Genomic DNA, 19,868 nt, shown 5'->3' with positions numbered 1-19,868 from the left:
CCCTCTAAGAGGACTTTCAAATTATTTTATGTTGATTTTTTCTAAATGTAGTATAATTTCTTTCGCTTTTTTATTATATTCCAATAGCAATACATTACCCATCTTTGCCGGTAAAACTTTAAAATCTTTATCTCCTTCTTCTAAATAAATTTTATCTTGACTTAATTCACCATCATCATATATAATAGTTTTAAATGCATTTTTATTTTTTTCTCCTTTAATTTTTTCATAATCTATAAAACAAGCATAAAACCTATCGTTTGCTCTATCAACTTGAGTATACTCATAGTCAAAACCGCCGAGTGCTTTTATTGCATGAGCATTTAACTGTGGGCTTCCAAAATCTGATAAACTTGGTGCTCTTGATATGCTTTTTTCAAATTCATTTATTGAAACCAATTTAAAATCTGAGTTAAATTTAAAAACAACAGCATTTGTAATCGAAAGTTGTGTTGTTGGTGTTGCACCTCTTGACAAAATAGCTCCAGCTATACCTGCTGCACTGGCAGTTTTTTTATAAAATTCACCTATCGCATAATATTCATTATTGTTAGTTTTCACAATTTTATGAAAATAAACATATCCTTTTTCATCTATAAAATTTTTGTTGATTTTTGTTAACTTAGAAATATCATCTTTCCAACTTGTCAAATTCTCTTTGACAGTATTTCCATTCATATCAATTATTTCAGAAAATAAACCTAAACTTTTATCATCTAAAATATTATCACCATCTTTAAAATATTCCCCCATTAATACAACGTTATTATCTTTATCAAGAAATGCGTTATTAATTAATCTTGGTTTTTCAGTTTTACTATTTTCGCGTTCAAAAATTAATTTTCCTGTATTTACATCAATAATTTTTGTTCTAATTGTCATTTTTCTTGACATTAAGCTTGTTCTAGCAACCTCTAAAGCTACAACAACTTTATCATTTACTTCAATTGGGTTAATCATTAAAATTTCTTTTGTATCATTTGGAGAATTATATTCCCAAGATTTCCCCCCATCAGTTGGATAATATTTCAATGAATACCCTATTTTTTTATTGTCTTCAAATTTATTGAATAAAAAACCTTTATTATCAACTGGAAAAAGGACATTAAAATCTCCCGAAGTTTGAGCCATTTGTAAATATTTAACTTCTTTATTTTCTAATTCAATAGTTTTGTTTTCTAGCTGATTAGCTTGCTTATCAAAAGTTAACAATTCTATTCTCTTTTCTTTTAAATTCGCCATTGCAAACATCATCGCTTGATTGTTGAATGCCGATTTCATTAAGAAAGTATTCTTATTATCTACATACGATTTTTTAGCAACTTCATTTAAGTTTTTGTCTAAAATTTGGATAGCAAATTCACTATCTCCTTTTTTTAACTTATCTACTACATAATAGAAGTAATAACCATCAACATCGTGGTTTTTATCTAATATTGCTCCTGAATTTCTTAAGTAAAAAGTATTTACTCCACCAATTGAAGTATTCTGAGCGCTAATTTCTAGGGCTAATAGCAACACTAGAAGTAAAAATAATTTTGATTTCATTATTTGATTAATTGTTAAGTTTTTCAAAAAAAAGTTTACATTCATTGAACTCTTTATTATCTTTTGCAATCTCATTATTTTCAGAACAAAAATTAAGTCCAATTTTTTTAATATTTTTTAATTCGATTCTTTCTAGGAATACTCTGACTTCATTTAAATAAACCTCTTCAGAAAACGGACTTACTCGTTTAACATATTTCCCAAATTGGTGATTTAATTTAAGTTCATAAGTTAATTTCAATAATCTTGAGACAATAATCGCAAAAGATTTTGAATCTAGATCTCCATCATTATATAATGTAAGCGTTTCATACAAAGCAGAGTCTAATTTTTTTTCATCTAATGCCGTTTTAATTATTAAATAAGACGCTAACAGCTTTATATTTTTTAAGTCAGAACTATTAATAGTAGTATTTTTATCTTTAGTACTAGATATCATTTTTTCTAATAATTCGACACGAAATGGAATATCTGGATGCGTTTTTAGTGAATCTTTATTGAATGCATAATCATTAATAGATTCATTAACGTCGAAAAGTGTTTCATCTTTTAACAACCAAGAATCTTTGAAAGGATAATTTTGAAAATTAAAATGCTTTTTTAATTTAGTATCTTCATTAAAAACAATACTATCAGCAATTTGCAAATTATTAAGAGCTTTAGCTGCTAAATTAATTTGATATTTAGTATTCTTATACAATATATATCCTAACGAATCTGCCTGAACTTCAGCAGTTCTACTTCTTTTCAAAAAATTATAGTTTAATTTTTCTAACAAGTCCGAATAAGCTTTCCTTTTACCATAGCTCATTCTTTCAACTTCATTAATTTGCTTTTTTGTCTCTTTTGAATTTATTGTCTCAATGTATTTTAATAATGCTTTATCGTTATGACTCAAATTAAAATGAGCAATTTCATGACATAAAATAAATGCTAATTCATCATCAGAATTTACAAAATTAAATAAGCCTAAATTTACAGTAAAAATCCCATTTCCATAACAAGCGGCATTAGGAATAGGTGACTTATCTACAAAAAAATAGAAATCTTTATTTTTAATAGCTGGATTAGAAGTATAAATTTCTTTTAGAATCTTATTCAAGTAAATATTAATATCCTTATTAAAAATATAAGTACTATCCTTAATTCCTTTTATAAATTTCTCTTTTCTTTCTTTTAAGACTTCATTAATATTTTTTTTATATTTTGAGCCAAAGGATACAACTTTTTCATCATTAACTTTACTTACATACTGAAATATTGAATCTTTATTTTTTGGAAAATAGTCATATACAACTTCTTGACTAAAAACAAATTTATAGGCAAAAAAAAATATTACACTAAGAAAAAAACGTGATCTATAAATATCCAAAACTTGTTCTTTTTATTTGTTGGCAAATTAAATTAATTTAAATCGATTTAACAAAAAATTAAGAAGTTGATTTTAACATAAAAAAGCCTCTTTCGAGGCGTTTTCTTATTTCTTATATACTTTCTCCTGATGATTGATACTTTCTTGGTGGATCGCCTTAAAAATTTGCAAAACAAACTCTTCACTCAAGCCTTTTTTTTCTCCGTCTAAAATCATTTTCCCTAGAACTTCATTCCAGCGTTTATTTTGTAGAATTGCAACGTTTTTCTCTTTTTTCAACAAACCGATTTGATCTGCAATTTTCATTCGGCTTCCCAAAATTTCCACTATTTTTTCGTCATATTCATCAATTTGAGTTCTCAATTTAGCTAATCTTGAGTTGTAATCATCTGCCTCATCAGTCTCTTTACGAACTTTTAAGTCTTTGAAAATTTGCTTTAAAGTTGTTGGTGTCACTTGTTGCGCTGCATCACTCCAAGCGTTATCCGGATCAATATGGGTCTCAATAATTAATCCGTCAAAATTTAAATCTAATGCTTGCTGCGAAACATCCTGAATCATATCTCTTTTTCCTGTAATGTGCGAAGGGTCACAAATCAATGGCAAATCAGGGAAACGATTTTGTAACTCAATAGCAATTTGCCATTCCGGATTGTTGCGGTATTTTGTTTTTTCGTAAGTTGAAAATCCTCGGTGAATTACCCCTAGTTTCTTAATATCTGCATTATACAAGCGTTCTAATCCTCCAATCCACAACGCTAAGTCAGGATTTACCGGATTTTTCACCAACACAATTTTATCAGTTCCGCGCAAAGCATCAGCGACTTCTTGCACCGCAAATGGGTTTACGGTTGTGCGAGCACCAATCCACAACACATCAATATCATGCTCTAAAGCTAACTGAACGTGAGCAGCTGTAGCCACTTCTGTCGCCATTAAAAGTCCGGTTTCGGCTTTTGCTTTTTGCAACCATTTTAGTCCGATGGCTCCCACACCTTCAAATCCACCCGGACGAGTTCTTGGTTTCCAAATTCCCGCTCTGAAAACAGAAACATCCGAATCTTTTAATTCATGTGCAATTTTTAACACTTGATCTTCTGTTTCGGCGCTACATGGTCCGGCAATTACTAACGGATGATCTAATTTGAATTCGTCTAACCACGTTCTCATTTCTTTTGTATTTTCCATAACTCTTATTTTTTAATACTTATTCCGTTTAATATTTCTTTTATTCTATTGGTATTCTCCATTTCTTCAAAAACTTCCTGATAGCAATCGCTTTCTAATAAAGTCTTGAAATTACTTAAATTATCGATGTACTCTTTTAAGGATTCTAAAACAAATTGTTTATTCTGTTTAAAAATTGGCGTCCACATAGCGGGCGAACTTTTTGCTAAACGAACCGTACTTTCAAATCCGCTTCCTGCTAAATCAAAAATATCGCGTTCATTTTGTTCTTTTTCAATTACTGTTTTCCCTAACATAAAGGAACTGATGTGTGACAAATGCGAAACATAAGCAATATGTTTGTCATGTGCCACCGGATCCATATATCGGATACGCATTCCTATTTTTTTAAATAGTTCCAAAGCTCGCTCTTGCAACTTAAATGCTGTCTTTTCGACTTCGCAAATGATATTGGTTTTTCCGTCAAATAACCCTTCCAATGCTGCTTCCGGTCCAGAGAACTCCGTTCCGGCAATAGGGTGTGCTGCTAGAAAATTACGTCTATTGACATGATTTTTCACTTTTTCACAGATAGTATATTTGGTAGAACCAACATCAAAAACCAACGTATCGCCTTTAATTATATCCAAAACCTGCTCTAACAATACTGAACTCACGTCAACCGGAACCGAAACAATAACACAATCGGCTTGGGCAACATCTTTCAGTTCCGCTTTTTCATCAATAATTCCAAGTTCCAAAGCTTTGTCTAAATTTTTTTCGTTTAAATCAACACCAAAAATTGTTACATTATCCAAATGCTTCTTAAAATCTCTTGCCAATGATCCGCCAATCAACCCGATTCCTATAACATATACTTTCATAAACTACAAGGCTATTTTTAAATCTAATGACAATTTAATTCGGTTAATGGCTTCTTCTAATTGGGCTTCATTGGAACACAAAGAAAAACGAATAAAACCTTCTCCATTACTTCCGAAAATAATTCCCGGTGTAATAAAAATATGTTTCTCTTGTAGCACTTTATCAATAAACTTTTCAGAAGAATCTTGACCTTCCGGAAGTTTTGCCCAAACGAATAGACCAACTGCATTTTTATCATACGTGCAGCCTAATTTATCGGCTAGTTTGAAAACTAATTTTCGTCTGTTTTCGTACACTTTATTCAATTGGTCAAACCAATCTTTTGGTAAAGCCAATGCGGCAATCGCTCCTTTTTGTACACCATATAACATGCCGCTGTCCATGTTGCTTTTTACTTTCAAAATAGCTTCAATGAATTTAACATTTCCACAAACCATTCCTATTCGCCAACCTGCCATATTAAAGGTTTTGCTTAATGAATTCAATTCTAAACAAACGTCTTTAGCTCCCGGAATACTTAAAATCGATTGCGGATTATCATTTAACACAAAACTATACGGATTATCGTTCACCAGAATAATATGGTGTTTTTGGGCAAAAGCCACTAATTTTTCAAAAAGTACTTTATTGCCTTTGGCACCTGTTGGCATGTGCGGATAACCAATCCACATTAATTTTACTTTCGATAAATCTAATTTTTCCAGAGCTTCAAAATCGGGTTCCCAACTATTTTCGGGTAACAAATCGTAAAAAACCGGTTTTGCTTCCACTAAATTGGTTACCGAAGCATAGGTCGGATAGCCAGGATTAGGAATCAGCACTTCGTCTCCCGGATTCAAAAAAGCCATAGAAATATGCATAATTCCTTCTTTGGATCCCATTAAAGGCAGTACTTCATTTAAAGGATTTAGTGTTACATTGTACCAATTTTGGTAAAACGAAACCATTCCTTGTCTCAATTCCGGCAAGCCTTGATAACTTTGATATTGATGCGACTTTTCATGTGTCATACTCATTATCATTGCATCTACTACAGATGCATCAGGAGCTAAATCAGGGCTCCCGATTCCTAAATTGATAACAGGTTTTCCTTCTTGAAGCATTTGAGCAACCTCTTTCAGCTTTCGGGAGAAGTAGTATTCCTGTACCGTTTGCAATCTATTTGCTGTAGTTATCATATTGGGTTATTTTTATATTCGCCTAAAATTTTAAATTTTTCAGCCATAATTTTGATAATCGATTTGGCTTTTTCATAATCTTTATATTCTTCAAAAGTTACATCCACAAAAAAAGAATACTTAAATGGTGTTTCTATAATGGGCATCGACTGAATTTTGGTTAAGTTCAACTTGCAATCGCTCATTACATTCAACACCGTTGCTAAACTTCCTCTTTTATGGTCTAACTGAAATTTCAACGATGCTTTACTAATCTCATTTTGTGGAATTATCACTTCTTCTTTTGACAAAATCACAAAACGCGTCATGTTATTTTTAATCGTTTGAATAGCCGGAGCAATAATATTCAGTTGGTACATTTCTGCTGCAACACTGCTTCCTATAGCTGCAATTCCGATTAGCTTTTGATTAAAAATTCGCTGTGCTGATTCTGCCGTATCTTTATCTTCCACTAATTTAATATGCGGATATTTCTGTAAAAAATCCATACACTGTAACAGTGCCATTGGGTGTGAATGCACTTCGTTTATTTCTTCCAAACTTTGCCCGGCTAAAGCCATCATATTCTGTTGAATAGGAATATGATATTCGCCAATAATCTGAAGATTGTGTTTATCAATCAAAGCATAGTTAGGAATGATCGAACCTGCTATGGAATTTTCAATGGCCATAACGGCTTGTTTGCTTTTTCCTTTTAGCAAACTTTTCACTAAATCTTCAAAGGACAAACATTCATCAATTGCTAAATCTTGCTGATAGTATTCTAAAACTACCTGATGGTGAAAAGAACCTTTAATTCCCTGAATTGCTATTTTGCTTTCCATATATCCAAAAAAAAATCCCGAAGAAACCTCCGGGATTGTATATCATTTTATGTTTTACTTTAAATCTGTTTATTTTTTTACATAACATAACAACAATCCCTTTTCTCTCCAGAAAAAGAAGTAATAAAAGTTGTTAAAATATGTAAAGAAATTATTCAACATTTCGTCTTGTTTGATGGAGCTAATTTAATGAAAATTGTTAAACACCAAACATTTTTTAATATTTTTTTACGAAAACGTTTTAGTTTAACAATTTTCACAATCTCAATTATGTTATCAAAATTGAAATTTTAGTCATTTATATGCTTTAGGTTTTTGTTTATCTTTACGACAAATTTTTTAAATACCTTTACTTTTTTAATTCAGAAGATATCGTATGTCAATAGTAGTTGAAAATATTTCTAAAACTTATGGAGAACAAAAAGCTTTAGACGCTGTAAGTTTTTCGGTAAAAAAGGGAGAAATTGTTGGTTTTTTAGGTCCAAACGGAGCCGGGAAATCGACTTTGATGAAAATTTTGACTACCTATTTAACCTCTGACAGCGGAAAAGCAGAAGTAAATGGCTTTGATGTCATTACTCAAGCAAAAGACGTTCAGAAATCGGTGGGTTATTTACCGGAACACAATCCGTTGTATTTGGATTTATACATCAGAGAATATTTGGCCTTTAATGCCGATGTTTACAAAGTAGATAAATCACGAATTGACGAAGTCATTGCTTTAACCGGATTAACTCCTGAAAGTCATAAGAAAATAGGTCAACTTTCTAAAGGATACCGTCAGCGTGTCGGTTTAGCCTGTGCTTTATTACACGATCCGGAAGTTTTGATTTTGGACGAACCTACAACTGGATTGGATCCGAATCAATTGGTTGAAATTCGCGAATTGATTAAGAATATCGGAAAAAATAAAACGGTTTTTCTTTCTACTCACATTATGCAGGAAGTCGAGGCTATCTGCGATCGTATCATCATCATCAATAAAGGAAATTTGGTGGAAGACAAAACCTTAAATTCTTTGGTAAAAGAACAAACCCAACAACAAGTCATAGAAGTTGAATTTGATTTGGCTATTGCTCAAGAAAAAATAGTATTTGACTTTTTAATTTCAAAAAAAGCAGTTTCAGAAACCGTTTGGGAATTAACTTTTGAAGCAGAAAGTGATATGCGTAGTAAAGTTTTTGACTTTGCTCAGGAAAATGGCTTCAAGATTTTACAACTTTCTCACAAGAATAAAAACTTAGAGCAAATATTCAGAGAAAAAACATCCGGAAAAAAATAAATTCTCTCCGGATGTTCATCAAATCTGATAAAGATTTTGGTTTAGTTTGTTGTAGCTATATAATTTTGTTGCATTTTATCTAAGTCATCATATACTTCAGCTAATGCAAATTTTGAAAATTCAGGATCAATAATATCATTGTAAATAAAAACATCTTCAGTTAACCCATATTTTTCAAAAGCCATTTTAAGATGTTTTATAGCCTTTTTATTTTCATTTAATTTATAGTAGCAATTTGCTATTTCTAAATAAACATCTTTCATTTCTTTGAAATCGGCTTCTTTGCTATAATCTTTATACAACTGCAAGGCTTTTTCATAATTTTTAACTTTGTAATAATCACGAGCTTGTTTTAAAACAACTGTATCTTTAAGATTTGCAAAACTTAACTGTAAACAGAAAAGTGCTACTGAAAGTAAGATAATCTTTTTCATTGTAAGGGCATTTAAAGTTATCCCTATAAAGATAAGAAAAAAATTATTCTATTTCAATAAAAAAACAATATCTAATTATTAAAAAATTGCACTAGCAATAGCTTTAATGTTATCTGATTTACCCATTGAATAATAATGTAACACAGGAACACCCGCTGCCAAAAGCTCTTTAGATTGTACAATTGCCCATTCTATTCCTGCTTGGCGCACTTCGTCATTATTTTTACAATTAGTGACTTCATCAATTAAATCTTCCGGTAAATCTATTTTAAATATTTGTGGAAGCAATTGCAAATGTTTTTTCGTTGCAATAGGTTTTATTCCCGGAATAATAGGAACATTAATTCCAACTGCTCTCGCTTTTTCTACAAATTCAAAATATTTTTGGTTATCAAAAAACATTTGAGTCACAATATAATCAGCACCGGCATCTACCTTTTGTTTCAACCATTTTAAATCGTAATTTATCGATGGCGCTTCAATGTGTTTTTCGGGATATCCGGCAACACCTACGCAAAATTCATCTGTATGGCAAGTTTCAATTACTTCATGAAGATATTTCCCTTTGTTCATATCTTGAATTTGCTTTACCAAATCGGCTGCAAAAGCATTTCCTCCTTTTGTAGGCTCATAGTATTTCTCACCTTTCATAGCATCGCCACGCAAAGCCATCACATTGTCAATTCCTAAATATTGACAATCCACCAGTAAATATTCGGTTTCTTCTTTGGTAAAACCACCACATAAAACGTGCGGAACAGTATCCACATCATATTTATGTTGAATAGCAGCACAAATACCTACAGTTCCCGGACGCATGCGAGTAATTCTTCTTTCTAACAAACCATTTCCTTTGTCCTTATACACAAATTCTTCACGAGAAGTTGTTACGTCAATAAAAGGTGGCTTAAATTCCATCAACGGATCGATATTAGCATATAAATCTTCAATACTTGAACCTTTTTGAGGCGGAATAATTTCGAAAGAAAACAACGTCCTTCCATTTGCTTTTTCTATATGTTCAGTTACTTTCATGAGCCTCCCCCGTCCCCTCCCAAAGAGGGGTGACTGAAGTGGGTAATCAGTTTTTAATTAATTTTTAGTTATCACTTATATTTGGTGCTAACCATTTTTGAGCTTCTTCAATGGTAATATTTCTTCTTTTGGCGTAATCTTCCACTTGGTCGTTTTTAATTTTTCCTAAACCAAAATATTTACTTTCCGGATTAGCAAAATAATAACCCGAGACAGAAGCTGCCGGCCACATCGCCATACTTTCGGTTAAGGTTACACCAATAGTTTTTTCAACGTCTAACAATTTCCAAATTGTTGGTTTTTCCAAATGATCAGGACAAGCCGGATAACCAGGAGCCGGACGAATTCCAGCATAACTTTCTTTAATTAATTCATTATTACTGAAATTTTCTTCTTGAGCATAACCCCAATATTCTTTTCGAACTTTTAAATGTAAATATTCGGCAAAAGCTTCCGCCAAACGATCAGCAAGAGCTTTTACTAAAATGGAATTGTAATCGTCTAAATTCTTTTCGAACTCGGCTGCTTTTTCGTCTACACCAAAACCTGTAGTTACACAAAATGTTCCAATGTAATCTTGTTTTCCACTTTCTTTTGGCGCAATAAAATCGGAAAGAGCAATATTAGGTGCACCAACCGTTTTTTGTGATTGTTGTCTGAGTGTCAAAAAAGTTGTTGGTTGTTGGTTGTTGGTTGTTGGTTCAACTTCTATATCATCGTCATTTACTGTATTGGCAGGAAAAATTCCAAAAACCGCTTTGGCAACAAACCATTTTTCGTCAATAATTTGCTGTAACATTTTTTGAGCATCGGCAAATAAAGAAGTAGCTTGTTCGCCAACAACCTCATCGGTTAAAATTGCCGGAAATTTTCCGTACAATTCCCATGATTGAAAAAATGGCGTCCAATCGATAAAATCAACCAATTCAGAAAGAGCAACTTCTAATGTTTGAGTACCAATCTTATTTGGTTTTACCGGTTGGTACGTTTCCCAATCGATTTTGAATTTATTTTTACGCGCGTCTTCAATGGATAAGTAATTCTTTTCGCGACCACGATTCAAATAACCTTCCCTCAACTTATCGTATTCTTCGCGAATGTTTTTAGCGTAATTTCCTTTGGTTTCAGTTTGCAACAAATTTGAAGCAACAGTTACCGCTCGCGATGCATCGTTTACGTGAACCACCGTATCTTTATATTCGGGTGCAATTTTTACAGCAGTATGCGCTCGGGAAGTTGTTGCGCCACCAATCATCATTGGAATATTGATATTCAACTTATCCAATTCTTTGGCCAAATACACCATTTCGTCTAACGAAGGCGTAATTAATCCGCTTAACCCGATGATGTCAACTTTTTCTTTAATTGCCGTTTCGATAATTTTTTCGGGCGGAACCATAACTCCCAAATCGATAATTTCGAAATTATTACAAGCCAAAACTACCGAAACAATATTTTTACCAATATCGTGAACATCTCCTTTTACAGTTGCCATCAACACTTTTCCGGCACTCGATGACGTTGAACCATCTTTTGAAGCTTCAATAAACGGTAGCAAATAGGCCACTGCTTTTTTCATCACTCGAGCCGATTTTACAACTTGAGGCAAAAACATTTTTCCGGAACCAAACAAATCACCCACTACATTCATTCCGTTCATTAAGTGATTTTCGATAACTTCAATAGGCTTGGTAACCGAAAGTCGAGCTTCTTCTACATCTTGCTCAATGAATTCGTCAACACCTTTTACTAACGAATGCGTCAATCGTTCCTGAATCGTACCGCTTCTCCATTGCTGACGCCTGTTCGCTTCGCTCGAGCCTTGAATTGCTTTTTCCGAAACTTTGGTATCGCCTTTAATTTTTTCGGCATACTCCAATAAACGTTCGGTTGCATCGTCTTTTCTGTCCAACAAAACATCTTCTACATATTCCAGAAGTTCTTTGTCAATTTCATCATAGATTTCCAACATTTCAGGATTCACGATTCCCATGGTCATTCCGTGCTGAATGGCGTGAAATAGAAAGACCGAATGCATGGCTTCGCGAACTTTATCGTTTCCACGAAAAGAAAACGAAACGTTACTTACACCGCCAGAAACATGAGCACATGGCAAGTTTTCACGAATCCATTTTGTTGCTTTGAAAAAATCAATTGCATTTTTACGATGTTCTTCCATTCCGGTTGCTACCGGGAAAATATTGGGATCAAAAATGATATCTTCGGCAGGAAAACCTACTTTTTGAACCAAGATATCATAAGAGCGTTTACAAATTTCAATTCGTCTTTCATAAGTATCGGCTTGACCTACTTCGTCAAAAGCCATAACAATGACAGCCGCACCGTAACGGTGAATTAATTTGGCATGATGAATAAATTTTTCTTCTCCTTCTTTTAAGGAAATTGAATTTACAACTCCTTTACCTTGAACTACTTTTAAACCAGCTTCGATGATTTCCCATTTCGAACTATCAATCATCACCGGAACACGAGCAATATCGGGTTCGGCAGCAATTAAATTCAGGAATTTTGTCATAGCGTAAACGCCATCTAACATTCCTTCATCCATATTGATATCGATGATTTGGGCACCACCTTCTACTTGAGCTCTAGCAATATCAAGAGCTTCGTCGTATTTTTCTTCTTTAATTAAACGAAGAAATTTTCGTGAACCCGTAACGTTTGTTCGTTCTCCAACATTGATAAAATTAGATTCCGAAGTAACAATTAACGGTTCTAATCCTGAAAGTTTTAAATATTTTGTACAGTCTGACTCTGCCATTATGCTTCAACTTGAGTAGTTCTTGGTTTAAATTCTTGCGCCACCTCAGCAATCAATTGAATGTGCTCGGGTGTCGTTCCACAGCATCCGCCGATGATATTCACTAAATTTTCTTGTAAATAATCGCGAATTAATTGCTGCATTTCTTCCGGTGTTTGGTCATATTGTCCGAAGGCATTCGGTAAACCCGCATTGGGATGTGCCGAAATATTAAGACTGGTATTTTGACCTAATCTTTTTAAATACGGTTTCAACTGATCAGCTCCTAAAGCGCAATTGAATCCTACACTCAATAAAGGAATATGTTGAATGGAAATCAAAAATGCTTCTACCGTTTGCCCAGATAAAGTTCTTCCGGAAGCATCAGTAATAGTTCCCGAAACCATAACAGGAACATCGATTTTTCGTTCTTCTTTTACTTCTTCAATAGCGAACAACGCCGCTTTAGCATTTAATGTGTCAAAAATAGTTTCCACCAAAAGTAAATCGGCACCACCGTCTAACAACGCTTCTACTTGTTGTCGATAAGCAATTTTTAAATCGTCAAAAGTTACGGCACGAAATCCCGGATCATTTACATCGGGCGACATAGAAGCCGTACGGTTTGTTGGTCCAATAGAACCCGCTACAAATCTTGGCTTATCCGTGAACTCATCTGCCACTTCACGAGCAATTTTAGCCGATTGAAAATTGAGTTCATAAACCAAATCTTCCATGTGATAATCAGCCATACCAATGGTTGTCCCCGAAAAGGTATTGGTTTCCACAATATCAGCACCCGCTTCAAAATACGCACGATGTACCGATTTTACCGCTTCAGGTTGTGTTATAGAGAGTAAATCGTTATTTCCTTTCAAAGGATGTGGAAAATCTTTAAAGCGTTCGCCTCTAAAATCTTCTTCTTCAAATTTAAAGCGCTGCAACATGGTTCCCATGGCGCCGTCTAGCACTAAAATTCTATTTTTTAATTCGTCTTGTATGGTTGGCATAACCTGATAACTTTATTCTTATTTCTTTTTGGTGTTTGTTATCAGTAGTTAGGAAAAACTAAACGTTATCTGTTTCCGATTTGCATCAGAATAGAATGTAGCACCTTCTACAAGAGTAGGGTTGCTAAGCGTTCGTTGGGTCTATTCCCTCCCGCTTTCGTGATAACAAAAACACTATTTTTATGAACAGTGCAAAAGTAATACTATTATTTTATTTTTGAAACATATTCTAAAAAAACAAACTAAAATTCATTTTATTAGAATATATTTCTATTTCAATTCAAAAAATTAAACTTTTTTACAATCAAAACCCACTAAGCCTGATTTAAAGCCTGATCCAAATCAGCAATCACGTCGCTAACTGTTTCTAATCCAACGGAAATTCGCACTAAACCGTCAGTAATACTAACCGCTAAACGCTCTTCTACAGATAGTTTGCTATGTGTTGTTGAAGCCGGATGCGTCACAATTGTTCGGGTGTCTCCCAAATTGGCTGATAAAGAACATAATTTGATGCTGTCTAAAAATTTTCTTCCGGCTTCTACTCCACCTTCAATTTCGATTGCGACAATAGTTCCGCCCAATTTCATTTGTTTTTTAGCGACTTCATATTGCGGATGCGATGGCAAAAACGGATATTTTACGGATTTTACATTCGGATGTTTTTCTAAAAATTGAGCAACTTCTAACGCATTTTCCGATTGTTTGGTTACACGAAGCGGTAATGTCTCTAAACTTTTTGACAAAACCCAAGCGTTAAATGGCGACAAAGCCGGACCGGTATTTCTTGAAAACAGATAAATTTCTCTGATTAAATCGGCTCTACCAACAGCAATTCCTCCTAAAACGCGACCTTGACCGTCGATTAATTTGGTAGCCGAATGAATAACAACATCAGCACCAAATTGGATTGGATTTTGCAAATAAGGCGTTGCAAAACAGTTGTCGACTACAAAAATCAAGTTGTTTTTTTTAGCAATTTTGCCTAAATATTCTAAATCCAAAATATCCACCGCCGGATTAGTTGGCGATTCTACATAAAGAATTTTAGTGTTTTCTTGAATTTTAGACGCTACTTCTTCCGGATGATTTACATCGAAATATGTCGTTTGAATATTCCATTTCGGGAAATATTTGGTAAATAACGTGTGTGTAGAACCAAATACACTTCCTGCAGAAACAATGTGATCGCCCGCATTTAACAACGTCGCCAACGTTCCATAAACGGCTGCCATTCCGGTTGCAAAAGCAAAACCATCTTCTGCACCTTCCATGATACAGATTTTCTCTACAAATTCAGAAGTGTTCGGATTTGAAAAGCGACTGTATAAATTTCTTTCCTTTTTCGGAATAAGTACAGTTTTTTGCCTATGGTTTCCAAGAACCCCATTTTCATTTTCAATGGAATTAATTTTGTTTTTTGGGGTTTCTTCTGCGAATGAAGCGCGCATGTCTTCTGCGTCTTCAAATATAAAACTTGACGTTAAGTACAACGGAACGGAATGTTCTTGAAATTCTGTTCGTTCTACTTGCGTACGAATAATTTGTGTTTCTAATCCTAGTTTGTTTTGTGTACTCATTTGTTTGTTTATTTTTTTTCGGAAAGTCTTAAAATATCGCCAAAGACGCCTCTTGCTGTTACCGAAGCTCCGGCTCCGGCTCCTTGAATAACGATAGGTTGCTCTCCGTAAGATTCAGTATAAATTTCGAAAATAGAATCGGAACCTTTAAGTGAACCTAAAGCAGAGCTTAACGGAACAGAAACTAATTTCACTTCTAAATTTCCTTTTTCTTGTTGTAAGTCACCTGATAATTCACCGATGTAACGCAAGACGTGATTGGTTTCTTGTTGTTCTTTTACTTCTTGGCACACCGGATTCAGTTCATTTAAACGTTGCAAAAAATCTTGAGCTGAACCTTCGCGTAAAAATTCCGGAATTAAATTTTGAATTTTGATTTCATTAAATTCATTTTGTAATTCTAATTCGCGTGCTAAAATCAATAATTTTCTACCAACGTCATTTCCGCATAAATCTTCACGCGGATCAGGTTCAGTGAATCCTTTATCAATCGCTTCTTGCAATACTTCTGAAAAGTTACGATTTTCTGCTGAAAAATGATTGAATAAATAACTCAAAGTTCCTGAAAAAACACCTCTGATCTTAGTGATATTTTCACCTGAAAGATGCAATAATTTTATGGTATCAATCAATGGTAATCCGGCACCAACATTGGTTTCATACAAATATTCTTTTTGGTTTTTAGCTAAAACTGATCTCAAGTTCTGATAAAATTCATAACTAATAGTATTCGCAATTTTATTAGACGAAACTAAATCGAAACCATTTTCGACTAACGGAATGTAATTTTCTACGAAAGTTCCGTTTGCCGTGTTATCAATCGCAATTAAGTTTTCCAAATGATGTTCTTTTGCATATTCAATAACATCCGAAATGGCATAAGAAACTCCTTTTTCGTTTACTTTTTCTCTCCAATTTTTAGTTGCTCCTTTTTTGGTTAGCAACACTTTTTTAGAATTGGCAATTGCGAAAACATTCAGCTTAATTCCTTTTTTCTCTTCAATCGTATCGGCTGATTGCAAAATTTGATCTAGCAATGTTCCGCCAACAGTTCCGTGACCGAAAACCGCGATATTTATTTTTTTGGCCACTCCGAAAATTTGTCCGTGAATTACGTTTAGCGCTTTTTTAACCTCATCGCGTTTGATGACTAAACTCACATTTTTTCCGGTAATTGTATTGTTGAATAAAATTGGAACGATATTATTGTTAATCAACGCTGTATACGATTTGTGAAACGTACTCAGATCTTGCCCAATGATTGAAATCACCGAAACATTATCTACAATTGAAATTCGGTTTACGTCTTTGGTATAAAAGTCATTTTCAAACTCTTTTTCCAAACCAATAACCGCTTTGGTAGCATTACTCGCCGCGACCACAATTCCGATTCCGCGTTCTGAAGAACCTTGCGAAATAATACTCACGCTGATATCATTATCGGCCATTACTTTGAAAATTCGGGCATCAACACCTGTTTTTCCTAACAAACCTCTACCTTCAAAATTGATTAAAGAAACATCGGGCAATACCGAAAGCGATTTAATTCCTTCTAAAGTCAAGGCTGCACTAATTAAAGTTCCTTCGTTGTCATCATTAAACGTATTGACGATTCGTAACGGAATATCTTTTTCGATTAACGGTAAAATGGTTTTAGCGTGTAAAATATTGGTACCAAAATTGGCCAATTCATTCGCTTCATTAAACGTTAAATGATCTATTTTTTTAGCATCGGCAACCCAATCCGGATTGGCTGTAAAAATTCCGTCTACGTGTGTGTAATTTTGTAATTCTTTGGCTTCCAAAAAATTAGCCAATAAAGCTGCCGTATAATTACTTCCGTTTCTACCTAAAGTTGTGGTTTCGCCTGAAGCTGTTGCCGCGATGAATCCGGTTACCACGTTAACAACACCTTGATTTTCTTTGAAATATTGTTGAACTTTTTTCTTAGAAACCGCTTCAATAGGTTGCGCATTTCCAAAATTAGCATCGGTTACCAATACATTTCGGGCATCGACAAAATTGGCTTTTATTCCGTTTTCATTTAATAAATTGGTCAAATATTTAGCTGAAATAACTTCGCCTAAAGCCACCAATTGATCTTTCACTTTTTCGCTATAATCTCCTAAAAGATTAACACCTTCCAGGATTTTTTCGATCAGCGAAAATTCTTTTTCTAAATCTAAAGTTGATGCATTATGGCTTTGGTAGTCTTTAAAAAGTTCCAAATCGTCACTATATGGAACATTGCCATGTGCTTTTTCTAACAACAATAACAATTCGTCAGTTGCATTACCGCGAGCTGAAACTACAACGGTTACTTCTTCATTATTCGTTTGTTTTTTAGCTATAATTTGGAGTACATTTTGGATTCCTTGTCCGTTTGCTAAAGACTTTCCTCCGAATTTTAATATTTTCATTTGTTAAATATGTCTTTTAAAATAGTGTTGAGTTGTTCAAATTCGATTAAAAAGGCGTCGTGTCCATGGATGGATTCTATTTGATGCCAGTTTACTTTTTTTCCTAGTTTTTTTAGGTTTTCGTATGTTTTTAAGTTTTCATCAGCTGTGAAAAAATAATCGGTATCGACAGCAACGATATAAATTTCTGAAGTCACTTTATCAACAACATTTTCGAAATTTCCGTTGTCCTTTGTAATATCAATAGTTCGCAACAAGTGATTCATCAATTTATAAGCCGATAATTGAAAACGTTTTTGCAGTTTATCGCCATGATGCAACAACCAACTTTCAATTTGAAACAAATCGGAATCAGGCTGTTTTTCTCTGTTGAATTTAAACTGAAGCGATTGTGGCGTTCGGTACAACAACATAGCGTGCATACGCGCATCGGCAATTGGATTTTTAGAATTATTCAAAATAGAATCTTGTACCAAAACATTTGCTATTAACCAATCGGTCGATTTCCAATCGGTTGCTACCGGAATCAAATGCGAAATCTTTTCGGGTTCTTGAATGGCCATGTGCCAAGCAATTGCACCACCTAAACTTCCGCCAATGACTGCATATAATTTTTCAATTTGCAAACTTTCAATTCCCTTCCAAAAAATAGCAGCAATATCGGCTACGGTAAAATCTTTATAATTCGAAATGCTGTTTTCCTGATCTTGATAGGCATTTCCCGGAACATTGAAAGCTAAAATTGTATATTGATTGGTATCGATAGTTTTACCTTCGCCTATGAGGCTATTCCACCAACCATTTTCGTCTATAACCTGAGAATTTCCGGTTAACGCATGATTGACTACAACCACCGGAGCTGTTCCTAATTTTTGGCCAAACAACTGATAGGACAAAATAATTTTGTCTTGAACTTTTTGATTCTGAAGTGTAAACTGATGAAAAACTAATTTTTGTATCACCTTAATAATTCTTTTAAAAAAATGACTGCCGAGAATGTATCCCGACAGTCAAAAACAAACTAAACACTAAACTGTTGTATTCACGGCAAGTTTCTCAAAAACCGCTTGTAAATCGGATTTTAAATCTTCTATATCTTCCAGACCTACTGATAAACGAATTAAATCTTTTGTAACACCAGTAGTTTTTTGCTGTTCTTCGGTTAATTGTTGATGCGTTGTACTTGCCGGATGAATAATTAATGATTTGGTATCTCCAATATTCGCCAACAATGAAAACAACTGGGTTTCATTAACTAGTTTTTTAGCAGCATCATATCCGCCTTTTAACCCAAAAGTTATAATTCCACTTTGTCCTTTTGGTAAATATTTTTGAGCCAATGCATAATACTCCGAAGTTTTTAGTCCCGGATAGTTTACCCAAGCTACATCATCTTGTTCTTGCAGCCATTGTGCTAAAGCCAAAGCACTCTCACTATGTTTTTTTATACGGATTTCTAAAGTTTCTAAGCTTTGTAAAATTTGAAACGCATTAAACGGACTCAATGCTGCTCCTAAATCACGTAATCCTTCAATTCTTGCTTTCGCAATAAATGAAGCAGATCCTAACGCTTCATAGTATTTTAAACCGTGATAACCTAGTGATGGTTCTGTAAATTCAGGAAATTTTCCACTGCTCCAATCAAAATTTCCGGCATCAATAATTACTCCTCCTAAGGAAGTTCCGTTTCCTCCAATATATTTAGTTAACGAATGAATGACAATATCCACTCCAAATTGAATTGGGTTTAACAAATAAGGAGAAGGTACTGTATTGTCTACGATAAATGGAACTTTAAAGGCTTTCGCTTCTTTAGCAATAGCTTCTAAATCAAGCACATCTAATTTCGGATTTCCTAAAGTTTCTGCGAAAAAAGCTCTGGTATTTTCTTGAGCTGCATCGGTAAAGTTTTTAGCATCCGAAGGATCTACAAAAGTGGTTGTAATTCCTAATCTTGGCAAGGTAACATTCAATAAATTGTAGGTTCCGCCATATAAACTATTGGAAGCCACAATATGATCGCCAGCTTTTAGTAAAGTTAGTAAAGTGGTAGAGATAGCCGAAGCTCCCGATGCGGTTACTACCGCTCCAATTCCGCCTTCTAATGCTGCTAAACGTTGTTCTAAAACATCGTTAGTCGGATTATTTAATCTTGTATAAATGTAACCGGATTCTGCTAAACCGAATAAATTAGCGGCATGATCTGCATCGTTAAAAACATACGATGTGGTTTGATAAATTGGAATAGCTCTTGTTCCTCTATTTTGTTTCACGTCATATCCTGCGTGAAGGGCATTTGTTGCAAATTTTTGTGTGCTCATAATTTTTTATTTTTTTAATGAATGTATTATTGATTTTATTTTCCTAGAGTC

Annotated in this window: 15 protein-coding genes and 1 riboswitch; of the genes, 1 reads left to right on the top strand and 14 read right to left on the bottom strand. The window is 33.9% G+C overall.

Annotated elements, in window-relative coordinates:
* Positions 1 to 21 precede the first annotated feature (21 nt).
* The 6 genes from ACUSJC_RS07440 to ACUSJC_RS07415 form a co-directional block, all read right to left on the bottom strand.
* Positions 22 to 1,548, bottom strand: coding sequence for a DUF6770 family protein (locus ACUSJC_RS07440; protein WP_449268933.1), 1,527 nt, complete (start codon positions 1,546 to 1,548; stop codon positions 22 to 24).
* Positions 1,549 to 1,555: 7 nt separating this feature from the next.
* Positions 1,556 to 2,920: a M48 family metallopeptidase gene (locus tag ACUSJC_RS07435; RefSeq protein WP_449268932.1), complete on the bottom strand. Its 1,365-nt coding sequence runs from the start codon at positions 2,918 to 2,920 to the stop codon at positions 1,556 to 1,558.
* Between the two features lie 105 nt (positions 2,921 to 3,025).
* Positions 3,026 to 4,108, bottom strand: a complete 1,083-nt coding sequence (locus ACUSJC_RS07430) for a chorismate mutase (protein ID WP_449268931.1) — start codon at positions 4,106 to 4,108, stop codon at positions 3,026 to 3,028.
* 5 nt (positions 4,109 to 4,113) lie between these two features.
* Positions 4,114 to 4,971, bottom strand: a complete 858-nt coding sequence (locus ACUSJC_RS07425) for a prephenate dehydrogenase (protein WP_449268930.1) — start codon at positions 4,969 to 4,971, stop codon at positions 4,114 to 4,116.
* 3 nt (positions 4,972 to 4,974) lie between these two features.
* Positions 4,975 to 6,150, bottom strand: a complete 1,176-nt coding sequence (locus tag ACUSJC_RS07420) for a pyridoxal phosphate-dependent aminotransferase (protein WP_449268929.1) — start codon at positions 6,148 to 6,150, stop codon at positions 4,975 to 4,977.
* The gene (locus ACUSJC_RS07415) at positions 6,147 to 6,974 is read right to left on the bottom strand and encodes a prephenate dehydratase (RefSeq protein ID WP_449268928.1); all 828 of its coding nucleotides are present in this window, start codon (positions 6,972 to 6,974) and stop codon (positions 6,147 to 6,149) included. The genes ACUSJC_RS07420 and ACUSJC_RS07415 overlap by 4 nt, the downstream gene beginning before the upstream one ends.
* A 376-nt stretch (positions 6,975 to 7,350) precedes the next feature.
* Here ACUSJC_RS07415 and gldA point away from each other — a divergent pair, with 376 nt between their 5' ends.
* Positions 7,351 to 8,256, top strand: a complete 906-nt coding sequence (gene gldA, locus ACUSJC_RS07410) for a gliding motility-associated ABC transporter ATP-binding subunit GldA (RefSeq protein ID WP_449268927.1) — start codon at positions 7,351 to 7,353, stop codon at positions 8,254 to 8,256.
* A gap of 41 nt (positions 8,257 to 8,297) precedes the next feature.
* Here gldA and ACUSJC_RS07405 read toward each other — a convergent pair whose 3' ends face one another.
* From ACUSJC_RS07405 to ACUSJC_RS07370, 8 genes are all read right to left on the bottom strand, one after another.
* Positions 8,298 to 8,690 carry a tetratricopeptide repeat protein gene (locus tag ACUSJC_RS07405; RefSeq protein ID WP_449268926.1) on the bottom strand — a complete coding sequence of 131 codons (393 nt, stop codon included), beginning with the start codon at positions 8,688 to 8,690 and terminating at the stop codon, positions 8,298 to 8,300.
* Between the two features lie 78 nt (positions 8,691 to 8,768).
* Positions 8,769 to 9,725, bottom strand: a complete 957-nt coding sequence (metF, locus tag ACUSJC_RS07400) for a methylenetetrahydrofolate reductase [NAD(P)H] (RefSeq protein WP_449268925.1) — start codon at positions 9,723 to 9,725, stop codon at positions 8,769 to 8,771.
* 64 nt (positions 9,726 to 9,789) lie between these two features.
* Positions 9,790 to 12,507, bottom strand: coding sequence for a methionine synthase (metH, locus tag ACUSJC_RS07395; protein ID WP_449268924.1), 2,718 nt, complete (start codon positions 12,505 to 12,507; stop codon positions 9,790 to 9,792).
* Positions 12,507 to 13,496, bottom strand: coding sequence for a homocysteine S-methyltransferase family protein (locus ACUSJC_RS07390; RefSeq protein WP_449268923.1), 990 nt, complete (start codon positions 13,494 to 13,496; stop codon positions 12,507 to 12,509). The genes metH and ACUSJC_RS07390 overlap by 1 nt, the downstream gene beginning before the upstream one ends.
* Positions 13,497 to 13,558: 62 nt before the next feature.
* Positions 13,559 to 13,665, bottom strand: a riboswitch (SAM riboswitch).
* A gap of 145 nt (positions 13,666 to 13,810) precedes the next feature.
* Positions 13,811 to 15,076 (bottom strand): trans-sulfuration enzyme family protein, encoded by a 1,266-nt coding sequence (locus ACUSJC_RS07385; protein WP_449268922.1) that lies wholly within the window; start codon positions 15,074 to 15,076, stop codon positions 13,811 to 13,813.
* 8 nt (positions 15,077 to 15,084) lie between these two features.
* A complete protein-coding gene (gene thrA / locus ACUSJC_RS07380; protein WP_449268921.1) occupies positions 15,085 to 17,496 on the bottom strand; it encodes a bifunctional aspartate kinase/homoserine dehydrogenase I in 2,412 nt (803 codons plus the stop codon).
* Entirely contained in the window at positions 17,493 to 18,458 is a 966-nt protein-coding gene (locus ACUSJC_RS07375) for an alpha/beta fold hydrolase (protein ID WP_449268920.1), read from the bottom strand. The genes thrA and ACUSJC_RS07375 overlap by 4 nt, the downstream gene beginning before the upstream one ends.
* Before the next feature lie 66 nt (positions 18,459 to 18,524).
* Positions 18,525 to 19,817 carry an O-acetylhomoserine aminocarboxypropyltransferase/cysteine synthase family protein gene (locus ACUSJC_RS07370; RefSeq protein ID WP_449268919.1) on the bottom strand — a complete coding sequence of 431 codons (1,293 nt, stop codon included), beginning with the start codon at positions 19,815 to 19,817 and terminating at the stop codon, positions 18,525 to 18,527.
* Positions 19,818 to 19,868 lie beyond the last annotated feature (51 nt).

This window comes from Flavobacterium sp. U410, assembly GCF_053570605.1.
The sequence above is the reverse complement of the archived record's forward strand: the minus strand, read 5'-3'. Positions and strand labels throughout refer to the sequence as shown.